The organism is Tsuneonella sp. HG094, from assembly GCF_053819285.1.
Map to the genome: position 1 here is coordinate 292,108 of NZ_JBSORA010000001.1, position 16,711 is coordinate 308,818.

Genomic DNA, 16,711 nt, shown 5'->3' on the forward strand with positions numbered 1-16,711 from the left:
CGGTTCAGGCTGTTGCAAGCCTGGACCGCCTAGTCGTATCTCCATTATGCGGCATCGTGCCGCACGATCTGTTTCGAGGGGGTCTGCAGATCATGTTTCACCGTTTCGCTTCCGCCGCGGCACTCGCCGCCAGCCTGTCGATGGCAGCCACGCCGTTGGCGGCTGCCGAGCTTCCGGCCATGGCCGCCTCTGCTGGCGCAGAAGCGCTTGGCGTGTTCGATGGGGACAGCGTCAACGTGCAAGGTCACCGTCGCTGGTACCGCCGCGACCGCGTAGACGCGGGCGACGTGATCGGCGGCATCCTGGTGCTCGGCACGATCGCCGCCGTCGCCAGCGCGGCGAGCAAGGCGAGCCAGCGGGATCGCGACTATCGCTATCCCGACCGCGACTATCGCCAGCCCAGCCGCCAGGGCGACTTCCGTTACGACTACCGCAACCGTTCGGGCGGCGCGCAGTGGGACGACAGCCGCGGGCTCGACCGCGCGGTCGACATGTGCGCGCGCGAAGTCGAACGTAATGCACGGATCGACACCGTCGAAGGAGCCAACCGCACCGGCAGCGGCTGGGATGTGACCGGCCGCCTGCGCACTGGCGAAACTTTCCGCTGCACCATCGGCAACGACGGCCGGATCGAAGGCGTCGACTACGGCCGGGGAGAGGGCTTCCGCGGGAGTGACGCCAGCGGCACCGAGACGCCGATCGAAGACCGCCAATGGGAAGACGATCGCTACGCCGCCGCCCGTGCGGCACAGGATCCGGCGGGTGATCCAGCCTATCCCGGCGGGCCGCTGCCGGGCGAACCCGAGGCCGCCGACGACGGCCGCTATGAGACCGCACAGGCGCCTGACTTTCCTGGCTAAACCTCGCGGTACGTGGGGAGCGCGAGCTTCCAGCGGATTGCGGCGCCTCTGACTCCGAACCCGGCGGCCCAGGCGAGTGCCCAGGTCGCCGCGTCCGGCAGTCCGACCAGCAGGCCTGCGACTGTCACCGCTGCGGCAAGCGCCGCCGCGGTCACATAGATTTCGGGCCGCATGATGATCGAGGGAACACCTGCGATCACATCGCGTGCAACGCCCCCTGCGCAGCCCGTCACCACGCCGAGCACTGCGGCGGGGACGGGCGCCACGCCGTAGGCGAGCGCCTTGGCGGTCCCGAGAACCGCGAACGCGGCGAGGCCGGCTGCATCCGCCCATTCGAGCAACTCGCCCTCCCACCATTGTCGCGGGGTGAACCAGGCGACGAGCGCGGTGGTGAAGATCACCGGCGCGACCCACGGGTCGTGCAGCCAGAACGCCGGGGCGCCGAGCAGCATGTCGCGCAATGACCCGCCGCCGACGCCGGTCACCAGCGCGAAGAACGCCATCGTCACGAATGTCTGCTTGAGCCGCGCGGCGAGCAGCGCCCCGGTCAGCGCGAAGACCGCTGTTCCGAGAAGGTCGAGCACGGGAGGGAGCACGTCCGGTGTCATGGTCGTCGCGGCTTAAACCGCTTTGCCCATTAGCGCGAGGGGTGGCCACGGCAGCGGCGCACAGTCGGGCTCGACCCAATTTGCCCGCGCTTCGGGGCTCAGCAGCCGGGCCTCGGTCCAGTATGCGAGCGGCCAGTGCTTGTCGCCGAGCGCGCCCGCTATCAACGAGTCGAGTACCTTGCCGAGCGGTGCGCCGGGCATCGACTCGCGCACGGCAGCGGCGCCGCGCAGCGAGGCGAGCGTGATCGTCTCGTGGTAGCCGCTCGTCGCGGTGTTCGGCGTGCCGGTGGCATCGTTGTAGCGGCGGATGAGCGACGCCATCCCGCCTTCGCGCGCCAGAACGTCAGGGTGCGCGAGCAGCCACAGCGCCGCGGCGAAGTGCGCGCGGTGGGTCCATTCGGGCTTGGGCAGCGTGCAGCCGACCATTGCCAGGGCAATGCGGGCGATTTCGTGTTCGGGTGTCATCGGTCGAATCCTCGAGTAGGCGGTCCGACCTTGTTCGCATCCGGCCGGGCGGCCGAGTGCGATGGAAGCGTGAGCGGCGGCGTCAGCCGCGCGTGCCCGCCAGGCGCACTCGAACGGTCGCCGGTTGGCGGGTCGCGGTGCGGAGGACGAGAATGCTCACGCGCGGCCCATTGATCCCGCCGGGCTGCGCGGTCAAGCCTCGATCACATATGGATCGGCTTGCCCGTGACCGCCATCGCAGCTTCCTTGATCGCCTCGGAGTGCGTCGGGTGGGCGTGGCAGGTGTAGGCGATGTCCTCGCTGGTGGCGCCGAATTCCATCGCCTGAGCGGCCTGTGCGATCATCGTGCCGGCAACGCTCGCGATGCACCACACGCCAAGCACGCGATCGGTTTCGGCGTCGGCGATGACCTTCACGAAGCCGTCGGGCTCGTGGTTGGTCTTGGCGCGGCTATTGGCCATCATCGGAAACTTGCCGACCTTGACCGCACCCTTCGCCTTGGCGTCGTCCTCGGTCAGGCCGACGCCCGCGATTTCGGGCCAAGTGTAGACCACGCCGGGGATCACTGCGTGGTTCACGATGCCGGTCTGCCCGGCGATGTTCTCGGCGCAGGCGATGCCTTCGTCTTCGGCCTTGTGCGCGAGCATCGGGCCGGGGATCACGTCGCCGATCGCCCACACGCCGTCCGCCTTGGTGCGGAAGTCGTGGTCTGTCTCGATCTGCCCGCGCTGGTTAAGCTCGAGCCTGATCTTGTCGAGGCCGAGGCCCTCGGTGTTCGGGCGCCGCCCAATCGACACCAGAACGCAATCGGCCTCCAGCTTCGAAGCCTCTCCGCCTGCGGCCGGTTCCAGCGTAAGAGAGGCGGTCTTGCCCTTGACGGTGCAGCCGGTGACCTTGGTCGAGAGCATCAGGGTCATGCCCTGCTTCTTGAATATCTTCGCGGCTTCCTTGCGGATATCCATGTCCATGCCGGGAAGCAGCTGGTCGAGGAATTCGACCACCACGACCTCGGCCCCGAGCCGCCGCCAGACCGAGCCAAGCTCCAGCCCGATCACGCCGCCGCCGATCACGACCATCTTCTTGGGCACCGCCTTCAGTTCGAGCGCGCCGGTGCTGTCGACCACGACTTGCTTGTCGTTGTCGACCTCGACGCCCTTGAGCGGCGTGACCGAGGAGCCGGTGGCGATGATGACATTCTTCGCGGTTACCTGCTCGCCGCCGACGTCCACCGTGTGCGGATCGACGAAGGTGGCGCGGCCCTTCTTCCAGTCGATCTTGTTCTTCTTGAACAGGAATTCGATGCCTTTGGTCAGACCGCCGACCGCGTCGAGGCGCTGGGTGTGCATCTTGTCGAGGTTGAGCGTTGGCGTCACCTCGACGCCCATCTCCGCCATCGTCCCGTTCTTCGCCGCGTCGAAGTACTCGCTGGCATGCAGCATGGCCTTCGACGGGATACACCCGACGTTGAGGCACGTGCCGCCGAGCGTCTCTCGGCTCTCCGCGCAAGCGGTCTTCAGCCCGAGCTGCGCGGCGCGGATCGCGGCGACATAACCGCCGGGACCGGCACCAATGACGAGGACGTCGTAATCGTAAGTTTGGTCAGCCACCGGGTTACTCCGTGGGTGTTTGCTGGTCGACAGCATTGGTCGTGCCAGCCGTTTCGGCGGCACATTGATTGACGACGCCTTCGATGCGCGACGGGACGACGTCTTCGAGCGTGACGGCCTTGTCGGCGGCGACGGCCGCGGCGGTGCATTCGCAGACGGCCGCAATCCGGTCGGCGACGATTCCGGCGCCCTCGGCAACCTGCGCGCACTGGCTCGACACCGCGTTGCGGATTTCGCCCTGGACCGCCTCTCCCGCGATCTGCGTGGCTGCATCGCAGCCGCCGAGCGCAAGCGCTCCGAGCATGAGAACCAGCGACTTGGGTGCGATGGCCGTCCGGGTCATGGTCACAGGTCGATCAGCATCCGCATGGGATCCTCGATCGCTTCCTTGATCGTCTTGAGGGCGGTCACCGCCTCGCGCCCGTCGATCAAGCGGTGGTCATAGGAGAGGGCGATGTACATCATCGGGCGGATCACGATCTGGCCGTCGCGCACGACCGGACGGTCCTCGATCCGGTGCAGGCCGAGCACCGCGCTCTGCGGCGGGTTGATGATCGGCGTCGACATGAGTCCGCCGAACACGCCGCCGTTGGAGATCGTGAATGTGCCGCCTTTCATGTCTTCCATCGTCAGCGTGCCGTCCTTGGCGCGCTTGCCGAATTCGGCGATGTCCTTTTCGATCTGCGCGAACGATTTCTTGTCGGCATCGCGCACGACCGGGACGACCAGGCCGTTGGGAGCACTGACCGCGACGGAGATGTCGACGTAGTCGAAGTAGACGATCTCGTCGCCGTCGATCTGGGCGTTGACGCCGGGGATGTCCTTCAATGCAAGGCACGCGGCCTTGGCGAAGAACGACATGAAGCCGAGCTTGATGTCGTGCTTCTTGGCGAAGGTGTCCTTGAACCGCTCGCGCGCTTCCATGACCGCGGTCATGTCGACGTCGTTGAAGGTGGTCAGCAGCGCGGCGGTGTCCTGCGCGCTCTTGAGGCGCTTGGCGATCGTCTGGCGCATACGGGTCATCTTGACCCGTTCCTCGCGGCGCTCGCCGGTGGCGGCGGGAGCGGCAACCGGGGCGAGGGACGCCGCGGCGGTCGCGGCCGGAGCCGGAGCGGCGGTCTTGGCCATATCCTGCTTCTGGCTGGCGGCGGCGAGCACGTCTTCCTTTGTCAGGCGGCCGTCCCTGCCGCTTCCCTTGATGCTCGAAGGATCGACTCCGTGTTCGAGAACCGCGCGACGCACCGCGGGGCTGAGCGTCTGGCTGCCGTCACCGGCGGGCGAGTCGGCCTTTTCGGCGGGAACGGGCGCATCGGCCTTGGCCTCGCTGTCGGAGGCAGGCGGGACGGGCGCTTCGGTCCGCTCTGCGACCGGCTCGGCGCCCGCAGCGGGAGCACCATCCTCGATCGTCGCGATCAACGCACCGACCTGCACGGTGTCGCCGACAGCCACGACTTGGTCGCCCATGATCCCCGCAACGGGGGAGGGGACTTCGACCGCAACCTTGTCGGTTTCGAGGCTGGCGATCGGCTCGTCGAGCGCGACCGCCTCACCTGGCTTCTTCAGCCATTCGCCGATGGTCGCTTCGGAAACGGATTCGCCCAGCGTGGGGACTTTGACTTCGGTGGACATCGTGTTGACCTCAGGCCTTCTTGCGGCGGCGAATTTCGGAACGGACCGACAGGCCCAGAGCATCGGCGAGCAGCGCGCCCTGTTCGGCCTCGTGGCGCTTGGCGAGGCCGGTGGCGGGCGATGCGCTGCCCAGTCGTCCGGCATAACGCGGGCGAGTGACGTTGCGCTTGGCGGCGATCAGCGATTCCTCGATCAGGCTCTCGACGAAGAACCACGAACCGTTGTTGCGCGGTTCTTCCTGGCACCAGACCACTTCCTCGAGCGCGGGCATTCGCGAGAAGCGCAGCGCCAGCGGATCACCTGGGAAGGGATAAAGCTGCTCGATGCGGATGATCTGCGTGTCGGAGATCCCGGCGCTGTCGCGCGCTTCCATCAGGTCGTAGGCGACCTTGCCCGAACACAGGATGACCCGCTTGGTCGCCTCGTCGGCGCTGCCGTTGCGATCCGAAAGGATGCGCTTGAAGTGCGCCTCTCCCTGGAATTCGCGCGCCTCGCTCTTGGCCATTGGATGGCGCAGGAGCGACTTGGGGGTCATGATCACGAGCGGCTTGCGGAACCCGCGATGCATCTGGCGGCGGAGAACGTGGAAGTAGTTCGCCGGCGAAGTGATGTTGCAGACCTGGATATTGTCCTGCGCGCAGAGCTGCAGGAACCGCTCTAGCCGGGCGGACGAGTGCTCCGGCCCCTGACCCTCGTAGCCATGGGGCAGCAGCAGCACGAGGCCGTTGGCGCGCAGCCATTTCGATTCCGAACTGGCGATATACTGGTCGATCACGATCTGCGCGCCGTTGGCGAAGTCGCCGAACTGCGCTTCCCACAGCACCAGCGTCTTGGGATCGGCGCTGGCATAGCCGTATTCGAATCCGAGCACGCCGTATTCGCTCAGTGGGCTGTCGTGCACTTCGAACTTGCCGTGCGGCACGGTCGACAGCGGCACGTACTTGTGCTCGTCGGTCTGATCGACCCATACCGCGTGGCGTTGGCTGAAGGTGCCGCGACCCGAATCCTGGCCCGACAGGCGCACCGCGTAGCCTTCGGACAAGAGCGATCCGAAGGCGAGCGCTTCGGCGGTCGCCCAGTCGAACCCCTGGCCGCTGGCGAACATCTCGCGCTTGGCATCGAGCACGCGCGACAGGGTCTTGTGGACCTGCACGCTGTCGGGGATCGTCGTCAGGGTGCGGCCGAGGCTGTCGAACAGCTTGGCCTCGATCCCGGTCTGGATGTTGCGCCGCGCGGTCTCCGGGTCGGCAGGCTTGCTCAGACCCGACCAGCGCCCGGCGAACCAGTCCGCCTCGTTGGCCTTATAGCTTTTCGAAGCGTCGAATTCGCCTTCCAACTGCTGGACGAAGGCGGCTTCGTTCTCGCCCGCCCATTTTCCGTCGATTACGTCCTGCTGCACCAGCCGGTCGGCGTAGAGCTTGCTGACCGCCGGATGCTGGCGGATGCGCTGGTACATCAGCGGCTGGGTGAACGAAGGTTCGTCACCCTCGTTGTGGCCGAAGCGGCGATAGCACCACATGTCGACCACGATGTCGCGACCGAAGGTCTGGCGATAGTCGATGGCGAGCTTGCAGGCGAAGGTCACCGCCTCCGGATCGTCGCCGTTGACGTGCAGGATCGGCGCCTGGACGCCCTTGGCTACGTCCGAGGGGTAGGGCGAGCCGCGGCTGAACTGCGGACTCGTGGTGAAGCCGATCTGGTTGTTGATGATGAAGTGGATGCAGCCGCCGGTGTTGTAGCCCTTGACGCCGGAGAAGCCGAAGCACTCCCACACGATGCCCTGGCCCGCGAACGCGGCGTCGCCATGTATCAGCACGGGGAGCACCTGCTTGTGCTTGCCCGCACCGATGTCGTCGCGGAACACCTGCTGTGCGCGCGCCTTGCCGAGCACGATCGGGTCGACCGTCTCGAGGTGGCTGGGGTTGGGAACCAGGCTCATGTGCACCTTGGTGCCGCCGAACTCGCGGTCGGTGCTGGTGCCGAGGTGGTACTTCACGTCGCCCGAGCCGCCCACGTCCTCGGGATTGGCGGTGCCGCCCGAGAATTCGTGGAAGATCACCTTGTAGGGCTTGGCCATGACGTTCGCGAGGACGTTCAGCCGCCCGCGGTGCGCCATGCCATAGACGATTTCCTTCACGCCGCGGCTGCCGCCGTACTTGATCACGGCTTCCAGCGCCGGGATCATCGCTTCGCCGCCGTCGAGGCCGAAACGCTTGGTGCCGACGTACTTGCGGCCAAGGAACTTCTCGTACTGCTCGCCGCGGATCACTGCAGCGAGGATCGCCTTCTTCCCCTCTGGCGTGAAGTCGATCGACTTGTCACCGCCCTCGATGCGGTCCTGGATGAAACGCCGCTCCTCGACATCGGCGATGTGCATGTATTCGTAGCCGACCTTGCCGCAGTAATTGCGCTTCAGGACGTCCACGAGCTCGCGCACGGTCGCCCATTCGAGGCCGAGCACGCCGCCGAGGTAGACCTTGCGGTCGAGCGCGGCGCCGGTGAAGCCGTGGTAGGCGGGATCGAGGTCGGCGGGCAGGTCCTGCTTCGACAGACCGAGCGGGTCGAGGTCCGCGCCGAGGTGGCCGCGCACGCGATATGTCCGGACCAGCAGCATCGCGCGGATCGAATCGCCCGCCGCCTGCTCGATCGCCTTGTCGTCGAGAACCTGGCCGCCCTTGGCCGCCGCCGCCTTGACTGCGACCTGCATCGCGGTGGGGTCGAGCGCCTGGGTCAGGTCGTCCTCGTCGGTGCGCCACGGGGCGCGGGCCCACGACGGACCCGGCTGGGGGTCCTCGGGGAGGAAATCGTGTGCTTCGTTACCCATCGGGTGGCCTACCTTTGACAAGGCAATGCCCGAACCGGGGCGGCGCTCCCGGGGAGGAGGCGCGCCGCCTTGTCGGTCAGGCGAGTTCCTTCAGCAGCGCGTCGAGCGTGGTGCCCAACTCGCTCGGGGAAGGGGAGACGCGGATGCCGGCCGCTTCCATCGCGGCGATCTTGTCCTCGGCACCGCCCTGGCCGCCGCTGACGATCGCGCCCGCGTGGCCCATCCGGCGGCCCGGAGGCGCGGTGCGGCCGGCTATGAAGCCGACCATCGGCTTCTTGCGGCCCTTCTTCGCCTGTTCCTTGATGAACTCGGCGGCCTCTTCCTCGGCGCTGCCACCGATCTCGCCGATCATGATGATCGACTTGGTCTCGTCGTCGTTCAGGAACAGGTCGAGCACGTCGATGAAGTTGGTGCCGTTGACCGGGTCGCCGCCGATGCCGACCGCGGTGGTCTGGCCGAGGCCGACCATGGTGGTCTGGTGGACCGCCTCATAGGTCAGCGTGCCGCTGCGCGACACGACGCCGACGGTGCCCTTCTTGAAAATCGAGCCGGGCATGATGCCGATCTTGCATTCGTTCGGGGTCAGCACGCCGGGGCAGTTCGGGCCGATGAGGCGCGACTTGCTGCCGGTCAGCGCTCTCTTCACCCGCACCATGTCAAGCACCGGGATGCCTTCGGTGATGCAGACGATCAACGGCACCTCGGCGTCGATCGCCTCGAGGATCGAATCCGCGGCGAACGGCGGCGGCACGTAGATGCAGCTCGCAGTCGCGCCGGTTGCCTTCACCGCGTCGCCGACGGTGTCGTAAACGGGCAGGCCGATGTGCGTGGTGCCGCCCTTGCCGGGGGTAACGCCCGCGACCATCTGGGTGCCGTAGTCAAGCGCCTGCTGGGTGTGAAAGGTGCCGGTATCGCCGGTCATCCCCTGAGTGATGACCTTGGTGTTCTTGTCGATGAGGATGCTCATTCCGAAATCTCTCCGGTTAACTTGTTGGCTCGCAAACGAGATGTCGTCGTCGCGATTAAAAAGAGTAGCAGCGATGCACCGGCAACGATGGCACCCCCGATGAAGAGCCCGATCAGCCCAAAACCATCTCCTGAACCGGCGTTGCCGAGCCAGAAACTTTCGGATCTCCGTCCGCCGGTCATCCCCGCAATAATGCCCATGAGGCCAACTGCCATGCCGGCCCCACACGCCAACTGGGAGAGTCTAGCGTTTCCGCGCCAAACTCCGGGAAGCCCGGCAAGCCAAATCACCAAGAGAATGGGTGGCAGCAACAGGAGGAGTTTTGGAATCACGCCAACGAACTATCCAGCCCTTTGCACGCCACCAGCAGTTCTTCGACCGCGTCGGTCGAGACCTTGAGGTTGGCCTTTTCCTCGTCCGAGAGCTTGATCTCGATCACTTCCTCGATGCCGTTGGCACCGATCACCGCCGGCACGCCCACGTAGAGGCCATCGAGACCGTACTTGCCCTCGACATAGGCGGCGACGGGCAGGATGCGCTTCTGGTCGCCGAGGTAGGCTTCGGCCATCGCGATCGCGCTGGTAGCAGGGGCGTAATAGGCGGAGCCGGTCTTGAGCAGGCCGACGATCTCACCGCCGCCGGCGCGGGTGCGCTTGACGATCTCGTCGAGATTTTCCTTCGACGACTTGCCCATCGCGACGAGGTCGTCGACCGGGATGCCGCTGATCGTGGTGTAGCTGGTGACGGGTACCATCGTGTCGCCATGGCCGCCGAGCACGAACGCGTTCACGTCCTTGACCGAAACGCCGAATTCCCAGGCGAGGAAGGTCGCGAAGCGCGCAGAGTCGAGGACGCCCGCCATGCCGACCACGCGATTGTGGGGGAGGCCGGAGAATTCGCGCAGGGCCCAGACCATCGCGTCGAGCGGGTTGGTGATGCAGATCACGAAGGCATCGGGGCAGTTGTCGCGGATACCTTCGCCGACCGCCTTCATCACCTTGAGGTTGATGCCGAGAAGGTCGTCGCGGCTCATCCCGGGCTTGCGCGGAACGCCCGCGGTAACGATCACCACGTCGGCGCCGGCGATGTCTTCATAGGAATTGGTCCCGGTGATCTTCGCGTCGAACCCTTCGACCGGGCCGCACTGGGACAAGTCGAGCGCCTTGCCCTGCGGAATGCCCTCCGCGATGTCGAACAGGACGATGTCGCCCATTTCCTTCTTAGCGGCGAGGTGGGCGAGCGTGCCGCCGATCATGCCGGCGCCGACGAGCGCAATCTTCTTGCGGGCCATAGGGGGAGCTAATCCTTCGGTCGCGCGGGACGGGTCTCGACTGGGCACGACTCTCTCCCGCGGGTGGAGCCGACCCCTGATACGAGGGGCGAACTAGGCCCGCGAAACCGCGATTGCAACCGTCAAACAAGCGGGTGCCTCAACTATCTTTGCAATTGGTTCGCAATAGCAGAAGGGGTGACGTTACTCCGTTTCGCCCCAGTCGCTTTCGCCGCCGCCGTTGGGCGAAATGCCCGAGGCCCCAGCGTCGCTGACGTTGTGCGCGGCCTGCTTCAGTTCCGCAGGCCTGTAGCCCAGGAGGTAAAGTCCGCCAAAGAGCAGCGCTGCAGCAAGGAGGAGTCTCATGCCCATGTCGGCATCAGTCTCACAGCTTTCGGTTAGTGGCGGGTCAAGCGGAATGGTTGACGGCGCGGCAAGGCGTGGGCCTCAGCCGACCGCCCGCTCGCGCTGGTCCGTCTCGCGTTCCTGCGCCAAGAGCATCGCGGCGAGGTAGTCCGGCACCGCACGGCTGAAATAGTAGCCCTGACCCAGCGAGCATCCGGCAGCCCGGACCGCGCGCACCTGGTCGATCGTTTCAAGGCCTTCGGCGACGATGTCCATGTCGAGCTGCGCGCCGAGTTCAGCCACCGCACGGATGATCGCCTCGCTCTTGCGGCCCACGTTCGGGCCCGACACGAAGCTGCGGTCGACCTTGATTTTCGTGAACGGGAACCGGTCGATGTAGCCGAGCGAGGAATAGCCGGTGCCGAAGTCGTCGAGCGCGAAGTTGACCCCTGCGGCCGAAAGTTCGCGGATAAAGTTCGTCGTCGCCTGGTCGTCTTCGAGGAACAGGCTCTCGGTCACTTCCAGCTCGAGCCGCGCAGGATCGAGGCCCGCCTCGCGAAGCGCCGAGAGGATGCCGAGCGCCGCACCCGGGGCCTTGATCTGCAGCGGCGAGAGGTTGACCGCGAGGGACACGTCGGCGGGCCAGTGCAGCGCGGCGCGCGCAGCCTGCGCGGTGATCCAGTTGCCGAGCGTGACGATCACCCCGGTCTCCTCGGCCACGGGGATGAATTCATCGGGCTTCAGCTCGCCCTTTTCCGGGTGGAACCAGCGCACCAGCGCCTCGAACGTGCGGATGCGTCCCGTGCCGAGGTCGATGATCGGCTGGAAAAAGACCGACAGTTCGTCGCGCTGGATCGCTGCCCGTAGTTCGCCCTCGATCTCGCGCCGCCGCACGAGGTTGCGGCTCATCGCATGGTCGAAGAAGCGGCAGTGATTCTTGCCGCCGACCTTGGCGTGGTAGAGCGCGAGGTCCGCCGCCTGCATCAGCGCGTCGATGTCGCCTCCGTCCTCGGGCAGCATGGCAATGCCCATCGATGCGGGCACTTCGAGGCGCTCGCCATCGATCCGCAACGGTCGCGTGGCGTTCTCAAGCAGCCGCGCGGCGAGGTTTTCGCATTCCTGCCGCGAGGTCACGCGGCACATCACGATGAACTCGTCGCCGCCGAAGCGGGCAACCGCCGAGCCTTCGGGGGCGATCTCGTCGAGCCTGCGCGCGACTTCCGCCAGCACCCGGTCGCCGACCGTGTGGCCGAGCACGTCGTTCACTTCCTTGAACCGGTCGAGATCGAGCCAGAACAAGGCGATCAGGGCATCTTCCGCCAGGTCGTCGAGCGCGTCGGACAGCAGTTTGTTGAGGCCCGCGCGATTGGCGAGCCCGGTGACGACGTCGGTCCGCGCGAGAACCTGCATTTTTTCGGCCAGCAGTTCGCTGGTCTCCGCAGCAGTGATCGAATCGCGCATCGAGCGGTAGAGCGTCTGAATGATCGCCCCCATGCCGGGCATCGCGAGCACGAGTGCGATCGCTAGCGTGTTATACTGGAGCGATCCGACATGGAGGAGCGCAGCCAGGATCGGCAGGGCGATCAGCTTGGGCTGGATGAAGGCGATGAGCGGTCGTCCCGCATCGCGCGCGCCCATCGCGATCGCGTATCCGCTGGCCCAGGCCAGCACCATGACCTGTACCTGCAGATCGACCTGAAGCCAGATGGTTGCCGCGGAAAACGTGCCGAGCAGCGCGGCGTAGAAATAGGCACCGATGAGATAGCCGAGTTCGAGCGTGCGGATGGCGAAGCGTTCGGTCCGCCGCGCGACCACGCTCATCACGGCGACGCGAATGATGCCGACCGCGCTCAGCGCGAGGCATCCGACATAGAGTACATCGACGCGGGTCACGTACGCAGCGACGCCGGTCACGATCGAGCATGCCAGTGTCGCGATGATGAGGCTGAGCGGCTGGGCATAGACGGTCGCGAGCAGCGTCCGGTGCACGCGCTCGCTGAGCGGCTCGGCGCTACCGAGCCACTCGATCATGCGCCGGAAACGGCCTGTTGCAATGACCCCCGTCATACGGCCTGCATCCCTATGGGAAGACCGTCACCGTTCGGTTAATGCGGTGCTTACGCTCGGTTTTTTCGGCTTGCGGGGTGTCAATCGCGCCGCATGGCGCCGGCCGCGATACGTCGATCGAGCGTACGACAGATCTCCATCCACCAGTCATGGCCCTGCGCATCGCCTTCGGCTTGCGCTTTATCCGCCTCGCCCAGTGCGACCCGCGCCGCGCCCACGCCGTGCGCTGCGAAGTGGCGCAGCGCGGCGTGGAACACCGCCTCGTTTGCGATCACGTCGTCGCCGTTGTCGTTCGTCGCGCGGCCATGGGCGCGGCGCGCCAGCGCGCGGGCGATCGGCGAATGGACGGCAGAACGGGCGGCGGCAAAACGGATGGTCATGGGCGGTTCGTGGGATCCTGCAAGGTGGAACCCCGCGTTAGTCGCCAAGTGGCTAAAGGCCCGTTCGCCGAAAGGGTTAGCGGTCGGTAACCTGCAAGGTTATCTGGCGTTTACGGGTTGGAGGTCGATCCGCCCGGCTGGGCGATCCAGCGTCCGGAATTGGCGTACTCGGCCTTGATCCCGCTCGTCGAGGGGAGATTCCCTGCCGAGAACACGCGGTCTCCGCCGCGCGCCTCGACCGCGGCGGAGTAGACCGGCGGAGGCGGGGGCGCATATGTCGCCGCGGTAACTGCGGCCGCTTTGACCCGCGCTGCTTCGTAGGCCTGCGCGAGGACGACCGGATCCGGTGCCGATCCTGCCGGATCCCGGTACGATCGCGGATGCGGCGCAGCGACCGGCTCGCCGCCGACATAGCGCGCGGCAAAGGCGCTCGCGGTGCCGGCACCGCCGCGCCACTTGTAGAACGTATGCAGGCCGATCGTGCCGACGTTGGTCAGGCTCGATGCCCAGTATGGCAGCACGTAGGTCGCATGATAGTGCGTGGCCAAGCCGATCGGGCGATAGACGTAGCCGGCCAACGCCGCCGCAGCCACGCCTCGCGCGCGGTCCCACGTCGCACGGGCGGGTTGTCGATTGAGCGACCCGTCGCAGGTGAAGCTGAACTGGCAGCCGGTCTTGCGCTCGCTGCCCTGGAACACCACCCCGCACACGCTGTTGGGATAGCTCGGGTGCGCGACCCGGTTGAGGATCACCTGCGCGACTGCGCGCTGGCCTTCGGTCGGCTCGTTCGCCGCTTCGTAATACAGCGCCAGCGTCATGCACTGGAGCGCGCGCGCCTTGTCCATGCCGGTGCCGGCCCCGGCAAAGGCGCGGGCGGCAGGGCCGGCAGGCCCACTGGTCGGCTCGGCATCCGAGTGCGCGCCGGTCTCGAGCAGCGGCGGCAGGCTGCTGTCCAGAGGAGCGGCGGGCAGATCCTCGAGATAAAAGAACGCCGAACCCGGAAAACTGTCTCCCGGCGTTTCGAACGGCATCGGTGCCGCAGGCTCGTCCGCCGTATCGAGCAGGCCAAGCGTGTGCCACTCGCCCGGCGCAGCCATCGCCGGAACCGCGACCGCCGCCGCCAGCGCAAGCAAGCGCCGCCCGCGATGCGGCGCAGGCCTGGTTTCCCGCTGGGAAAGGCGAAGCGCGCGGGCTTGGGAGGCGGTCAGGGCGGTCAATGGGATCCTTATCTCGGCGGCCGCATGGCCGTATCGCACGCGAACCGTTACCGCGAGGGGCTCGGCCACCGGTGTCCCTTGGCGGAACAGGCCGCAAGACGGGGTTAAGCCGGGTGCCTAAGGACAGGTGAACGCACACGGCGGCTTGGCAAGCCGCTGGCTCCGCTCTATCGGGCGCGCGACGTCATGGGTTGTTCGGCGGGTCCAAGCGACTTTGCCGGGCCGAAGAGGGAAGGAGGTATGGGGTTTGTCCCCTGGGCCTCCGCTGCCCCCGCAACTGTGACCGGGGAGCGACTGCGCCACACGCCACTGGTTACCTCTGTCGAAGGAGGGCCCGGGAAGGCGGCACGGGAGCAACGATCCGGGAGCCAGGAGACCTGCCGATGACGGTCGTTCCGCAGCCGGGCGGGGTGTACCGGAATGCAGCGAGGGTGTGCCATGTCCGGCCCGCCTCCCGCCATGGACGGCGTTCGTTCATGACGGGAGTATTGTATGCGTAAATGTCTGTTTTTGTTGGGTTCGATCCTGTCGGCACCGGTGGCCGCGCAGGATATGGAACCCGTCCTCGCGCTCAACTGCGCCGATTCTGCCGATCCGGAATGCGGAATAATCGGTGCGTATCGCGAAGTCGACGACGCCACCATCACGGTAACCGCCACGGGCACTCGCGGCAACATCGCCGATACCGGCCAGTCGGTGACCGTGATCGGCCAGGACGAGATCGATGCCGTGCAGGGCGCCGACATGTCCCGCGTGCTGCGTCGCGCGCCCGGCGTCACGATTACTCGCAATGGCCCGGCCGGATCGTTCACCGGAGTGCGTGTGCGCGGTGCTTCGGCCGAGCAGCTTCTGGTGCTCGTCGACGGGGTGCGCGTGGCCGACGTCGCGGCGCCCGGTGGCGGGTTCGACTTCGGCAACCTTGCTGCGGGCGAGGTCGAGAAGCTCGACCTGCTGCGCGGTTCGAACTCCACGATCTGGGGATCGGAAGCGCTCGGCGGCGTGCTGCTGGTGACGACGCGCGGACGACGCGGCCTGTCGGCCAGCGCGGAATACGGCGGCGACGACAGCACGTACCTCACCGCGAGCGGCGGTGTCGGCAGCGACCGCTTTTTCGTCGGCGGCAACGCGGGCTGGCAGAAGTCCGACGGGTTCTCCGCCGCAGCCTCCGGCACCGAGCCCGACGGGTTCGAGCAATGGTCGGCGAGCGGACAGGCGCGCGCCTATCTCTCCGATGCGTTCGAGCTGTTCGCGCAAGGGCGCTATGCCAAGGGCAAGCTCGACATCGACGGCTATCCGCCGCCGCTCTATGCCTTTGCCGACACCACCGAGCGGCAGGACACGCGGCAGTATAGCGGCGCGGCGGGCGCGGTGGTGACCACCCCGACGCTCAACCTGCGCGCGGCGTATTCGTTCGCCGATACCGAGCGTGACAGCCTCGACCATGCGTTCGGTACCGCGCCGAGCTACACCACCGATGGGCATTCGCAGCGCGCGGACCTGCGCGGCGAATGGCGGCCGATCGGGCCGTTCGTGCTGCACTTCGGCGGCGAGCGAGAATGGACGCGCTTCGAAACGTTGTTCGACACGCCGAAGAAGAGCGGCATCTGGGGCGCTTACGCGCAGGCAGGGATCGAGTGGGGCGGGATCGCAGCGCACGCGGGCGTGCGGCACGACCGGCACGACGACTTCGGCGGCGCGACCAGCTTCGGCGCCGACGCCAGCTACCGCCTTGCGAGCGATTTCCGGCTGCGCGCGTCGTATGGCGAGGGATTCAAGGCGCCGACGCTGTTCCAGCTCCTTTCGGACTACGGCAACGCCGCGCTCCAGCCCGAGCGCAGCCGCAGCTTCGACGTGGGCCTCGCCTGGCGCGACCGCTCGCGGCCGACCTGGGCAGGGGTCACGCTGTTTCGCCGCGACAGCCGCGACCTCATCGACTTCGTCTCGTGCTTCGGCGTGACCGGCGGGATCTGCACCAACCGTCCGTTCGGGACCTACGACAACGTCGACCGCGCGCGGGCCGAGGGCTTCGAAGTGGAACTGGGCCTGTCGCCGAGCGACAAGCTGCGCACGCAGGTCGCCTACAGCTACGTCAAGTCAAGCGACCGCATCGCCGGGACCAGTCTCGCTCGCCGCCCGCGCCATGCGCTGTCGGGCTCGGTCGACTGGCAGACGCCGGTCGGCGCGATGCTCGGCGGGGACGTGCGGCTGGTCGGCGACAGCTTCGACGATGCGGGTAACTTCACCGCGGTCGACGGGCACGCATTGTTCGACCTGCGCGCCAGCGTGCCGCTGGGCGAGAGGTTCGAGCTCTACGGCCGGGTCGAGAACCTGTTCGACACCGCCTACACCGAGGTCGCCGGTTACGGCACGCGCGGGCGCACCGCGTTCGTCGGAGCGCGGCTGAAGTTGTGAGGGCGTTACTCGCCGCCTCCCTGGTCCTCGCAGGGTGCGCTTCGCCCCTGCCGGACCGCG

Annotated in this window: 15 protein-coding genes and 1 riboswitch; of the genes, 2 read left to right on the forward strand and 13 right to left on the reverse strand. The window is 66.9% G+C overall.

Features of this window, described 5'->3' with window-relative positions; all coding sequences use genetic code 11:
• Positions 1–92: 92 nt before the first annotated feature.
• Positions 93–860: a hypothetical protein gene (locus ACWPMX_RS01480; RefSeq protein WP_455698276.1), complete on the forward strand. Its 768-nt coding sequence runs from the start codon at positions 93–95 to the stop codon at positions 858–860.
• Here the strand turns inward: ACWPMX_RS01480 and ACWPMX_RS01485 are convergent.
• From ACWPMX_RS01485 to ACWPMX_RS01545, 13 genes are all read right to left on the reverse strand, one after another.
• Positions 857–1,468, reverse strand: a complete 612-nt coding sequence (locus ACWPMX_RS01485; RefSeq protein WP_455698277.1) for a trimeric intracellular cation channel family protein — start codon at positions 1,466–1,468, stop codon at positions 857–859. The genes ACWPMX_RS01480 and ACWPMX_RS01485 overlap by 4 nt on opposite strands.
• Positions 1,469–1,480: 12 nt before the next feature.
• On the reverse strand, positions 1,481–1,933 hold the full coding sequence (locus tag ACWPMX_RS01490; RefSeq protein ID WP_455698278.1) for a hypothetical protein: 453 nt from the start codon (positions 1,931–1,933) through the stop codon (positions 1,481–1,483).
• A 203-nt stretch (positions 1,934–2,136) separates the two neighbouring features.
• Positions 2,137–3,540, reverse strand: coding sequence for a dihydrolipoyl dehydrogenase (lpdA, locus tag ACWPMX_RS01495; RefSeq protein ID WP_455698279.1), 1,404 nt, complete (start codon positions 3,538–3,540; stop codon positions 2,137–2,139).
• A gap of 4 nt (positions 3,541–3,544) precedes the next feature.
• Positions 3,545–3,883: a hypothetical protein gene (locus ACWPMX_RS01500; RefSeq protein ID WP_455698280.1), complete on the reverse strand. Its 339-nt coding sequence runs from the start codon at positions 3,881–3,883 to the stop codon at positions 3,545–3,547.
• Between the two features lie 2 nt (positions 3,884–3,885).
• Positions 3,886–5,169: a 2-oxoglutarate dehydrogenase complex dihydrolipoyllysine-residue succinyltransferase gene (gene odhB / locus ACWPMX_RS01505; protein ID WP_455698281.1), complete on the reverse strand. Its 1,284-nt coding sequence runs from the start codon at positions 5,167–5,169 to the stop codon at positions 3,886–3,888.
• 10 nt (positions 5,170–5,179) lie between these two features.
• Complete coding sequence (locus ACWPMX_RS01510; RefSeq protein WP_455698282.1) at positions 5,180–7,993, reverse strand: 2-oxoglutarate dehydrogenase E1 component; 2,814 nt, start codon at positions 7,991–7,993, stop codon at positions 5,180–5,182.
• 76 nt (positions 7,994–8,069) lie between these two features.
• Complete coding sequence (gene sucD, locus ACWPMX_RS01515) at positions 8,070–8,960, reverse strand: succinate--CoA ligase subunit alpha (RefSeq protein WP_455698283.1); 891 nt, start codon at positions 8,958–8,960, stop codon at positions 8,070–8,072.
• On the reverse strand, positions 8,957–9,175 hold the full coding sequence (locus ACWPMX_RS01520; protein WP_455698284.1) for a hypothetical protein: 219 nt from the start codon (positions 9,173–9,175) through the stop codon (positions 8,957–8,959). Before ACWPMX_RS01520 ends, sucD begins: the two co-directional genes overlap by 4 nt.
• Before the next feature lie 113 nt (positions 9,176–9,288).
• Positions 9,289–10,251 (reverse strand): malate dehydrogenase, encoded by a 963-nt coding sequence (mdh, locus tag ACWPMX_RS01525; protein ID WP_455698285.1) that lies wholly within the window; start codon positions 10,249–10,251, stop codon positions 9,289–9,291.
• 183 nt (positions 10,252–10,434) lie between these two features.
• Positions 10,435–10,596: a hypothetical protein gene (locus tag ACWPMX_RS01530; protein ID WP_455698286.1), complete on the reverse strand. Its 162-nt coding sequence runs from the start codon at positions 10,594–10,596 to the stop codon at positions 10,435–10,437.
• Positions 10,597–10,677: 81 nt separating this feature from the next.
• On the reverse strand, positions 10,678–12,642 hold the full coding sequence (locus ACWPMX_RS01535) for a putative bifunctional diguanylate cyclase/phosphodiesterase (RefSeq protein ID WP_455698287.1): 1,965 nt from the start codon (positions 12,640–12,642) through the stop codon (positions 10,678–10,680).
• 80 nt (positions 12,643–12,722) lie between these two features.
• Positions 12,723–13,022: a hypothetical protein gene (locus tag ACWPMX_RS01540; protein ID WP_455698288.1), complete on the reverse strand. Its 300-nt coding sequence runs from the start codon at positions 13,020–13,022 to the stop codon at positions 12,723–12,725.
• A gap of 110 nt (positions 13,023–13,132) precedes the next feature.
• Positions 13,133–14,308, reverse strand: a complete 1,176-nt coding sequence (locus ACWPMX_RS01545; RefSeq protein WP_455698289.1) for a cell wall hydrolase — start codon at positions 14,306–14,308, stop codon at positions 13,133–13,135.
• 113 nt (positions 14,309–14,421) lie between these two features.
• Positions 14,422–14,628, forward strand: a riboswitch (cobalamin riboswitch).
• A 103-nt stretch (positions 14,629–14,731) separates the two neighbouring features.
• On the opposite strand from ACWPMX_RS01545, the gene ACWPMX_RS01550 reads away from it, so the two are divergent.
• Positions 14,732–16,651 (forward strand): TonB-dependent receptor plug domain-containing protein, encoded by a 1,920-nt coding sequence (locus ACWPMX_RS01550; RefSeq protein ID WP_455698290.1) that lies wholly within the window; start codon positions 14,732–14,734, stop codon positions 16,649–16,651.
• The last annotated feature ends 60 nt before the right edge of the window (positions 16,652–16,711 follow it).

Excerpts from the sequence above, each read along its gene's own strand:
- odhB (WP_455698281.1), bottom strand. The coding sequence starts at position 5,169 with ATGTCCACCGAAGTCAAAGTCCCCACGCTGGGCGAATCCGTTTCCGAA.
- ACWPMX_RS01500 (WP_455698280.1), bottom strand. The coding sequence starts at position 3,883 with ATGACCCGGACGGCCATCGCACCCAAGTCGCTGGTTCTCATGCTCGGA.
- ACWPMX_RS01550 (WP_455698290.1), top strand. The coding sequence starts at position 14,732 with ATGCGTAAATGTCTGTTTTTGTTGGGTTCGATCCTGTCGGCACCGGTG.
- ACWPMX_RS01480 (WP_455698276.1), top strand. The coding sequence starts at position 93 with ATGTTTCACCGTTTCGCTTCCGCCGCGGCACTCGCCGCCAGCCTGTCG.
- ACWPMX_RS01530 (WP_455698286.1), bottom strand. The coding sequence starts at position 10,596 with ATGAGACTCCTCCTTGCTGCAGCGCTGCTCTTTGGCGGACTTTACCTC.
- mdh (WP_455698285.1), bottom strand. The coding sequence starts at position 10,251 with ATGGCCCGCAAGAAGATTGCGCTCGTCGGCGCCGGCATGATCGGCGGC.
- ACWPMX_RS01540 (WP_455698288.1), bottom strand. The coding sequence starts at position 13,022 with ATGACCATCCGTTTTGCCGCCGCCCGTTCTGCCGTCCATTCGCCGATC.
- ACWPMX_RS01535 (WP_455698287.1), bottom strand. The coding sequence starts at position 12,642 with ATGACGGGGGTCATTGCAACAGGCCGTTTCCGGCGCATGATCGAGTGG.
- ACWPMX_RS01510 (WP_455698282.1), bottom strand. The coding sequence starts at position 7,993 with ATGGGTAACGAAGCACACGATTTCCTCCCCGAGGACCCCCAGCCGGGT.
- ACWPMX_RS01490 (WP_455698278.1), bottom strand. The coding sequence starts at position 1,933 with ATGACACCCGAACACGAAATCGCCCGCATTGCCCTGGCAATGGTCGGC.
- ACWPMX_RS01520 (WP_455698284.1), bottom strand. The coding sequence starts at position 9,175 with ATGGCAGTTGGCCTCATGGGCATTATTGCGGGGATGACCGGCGGACGG.
- ACWPMX_RS01485 (WP_455698277.1), bottom strand. The coding sequence starts at position 1,468 with ATGACACCGGACGTGCTCCCTCCCGTGCTCGACCTTCTCGGAACAGCG.
- sucD (WP_455698283.1), bottom strand. The coding sequence starts at position 8,960 with ATGAGCATCCTCATCGACAAGAACACCAAGGTCATCACTCAGGGGATG.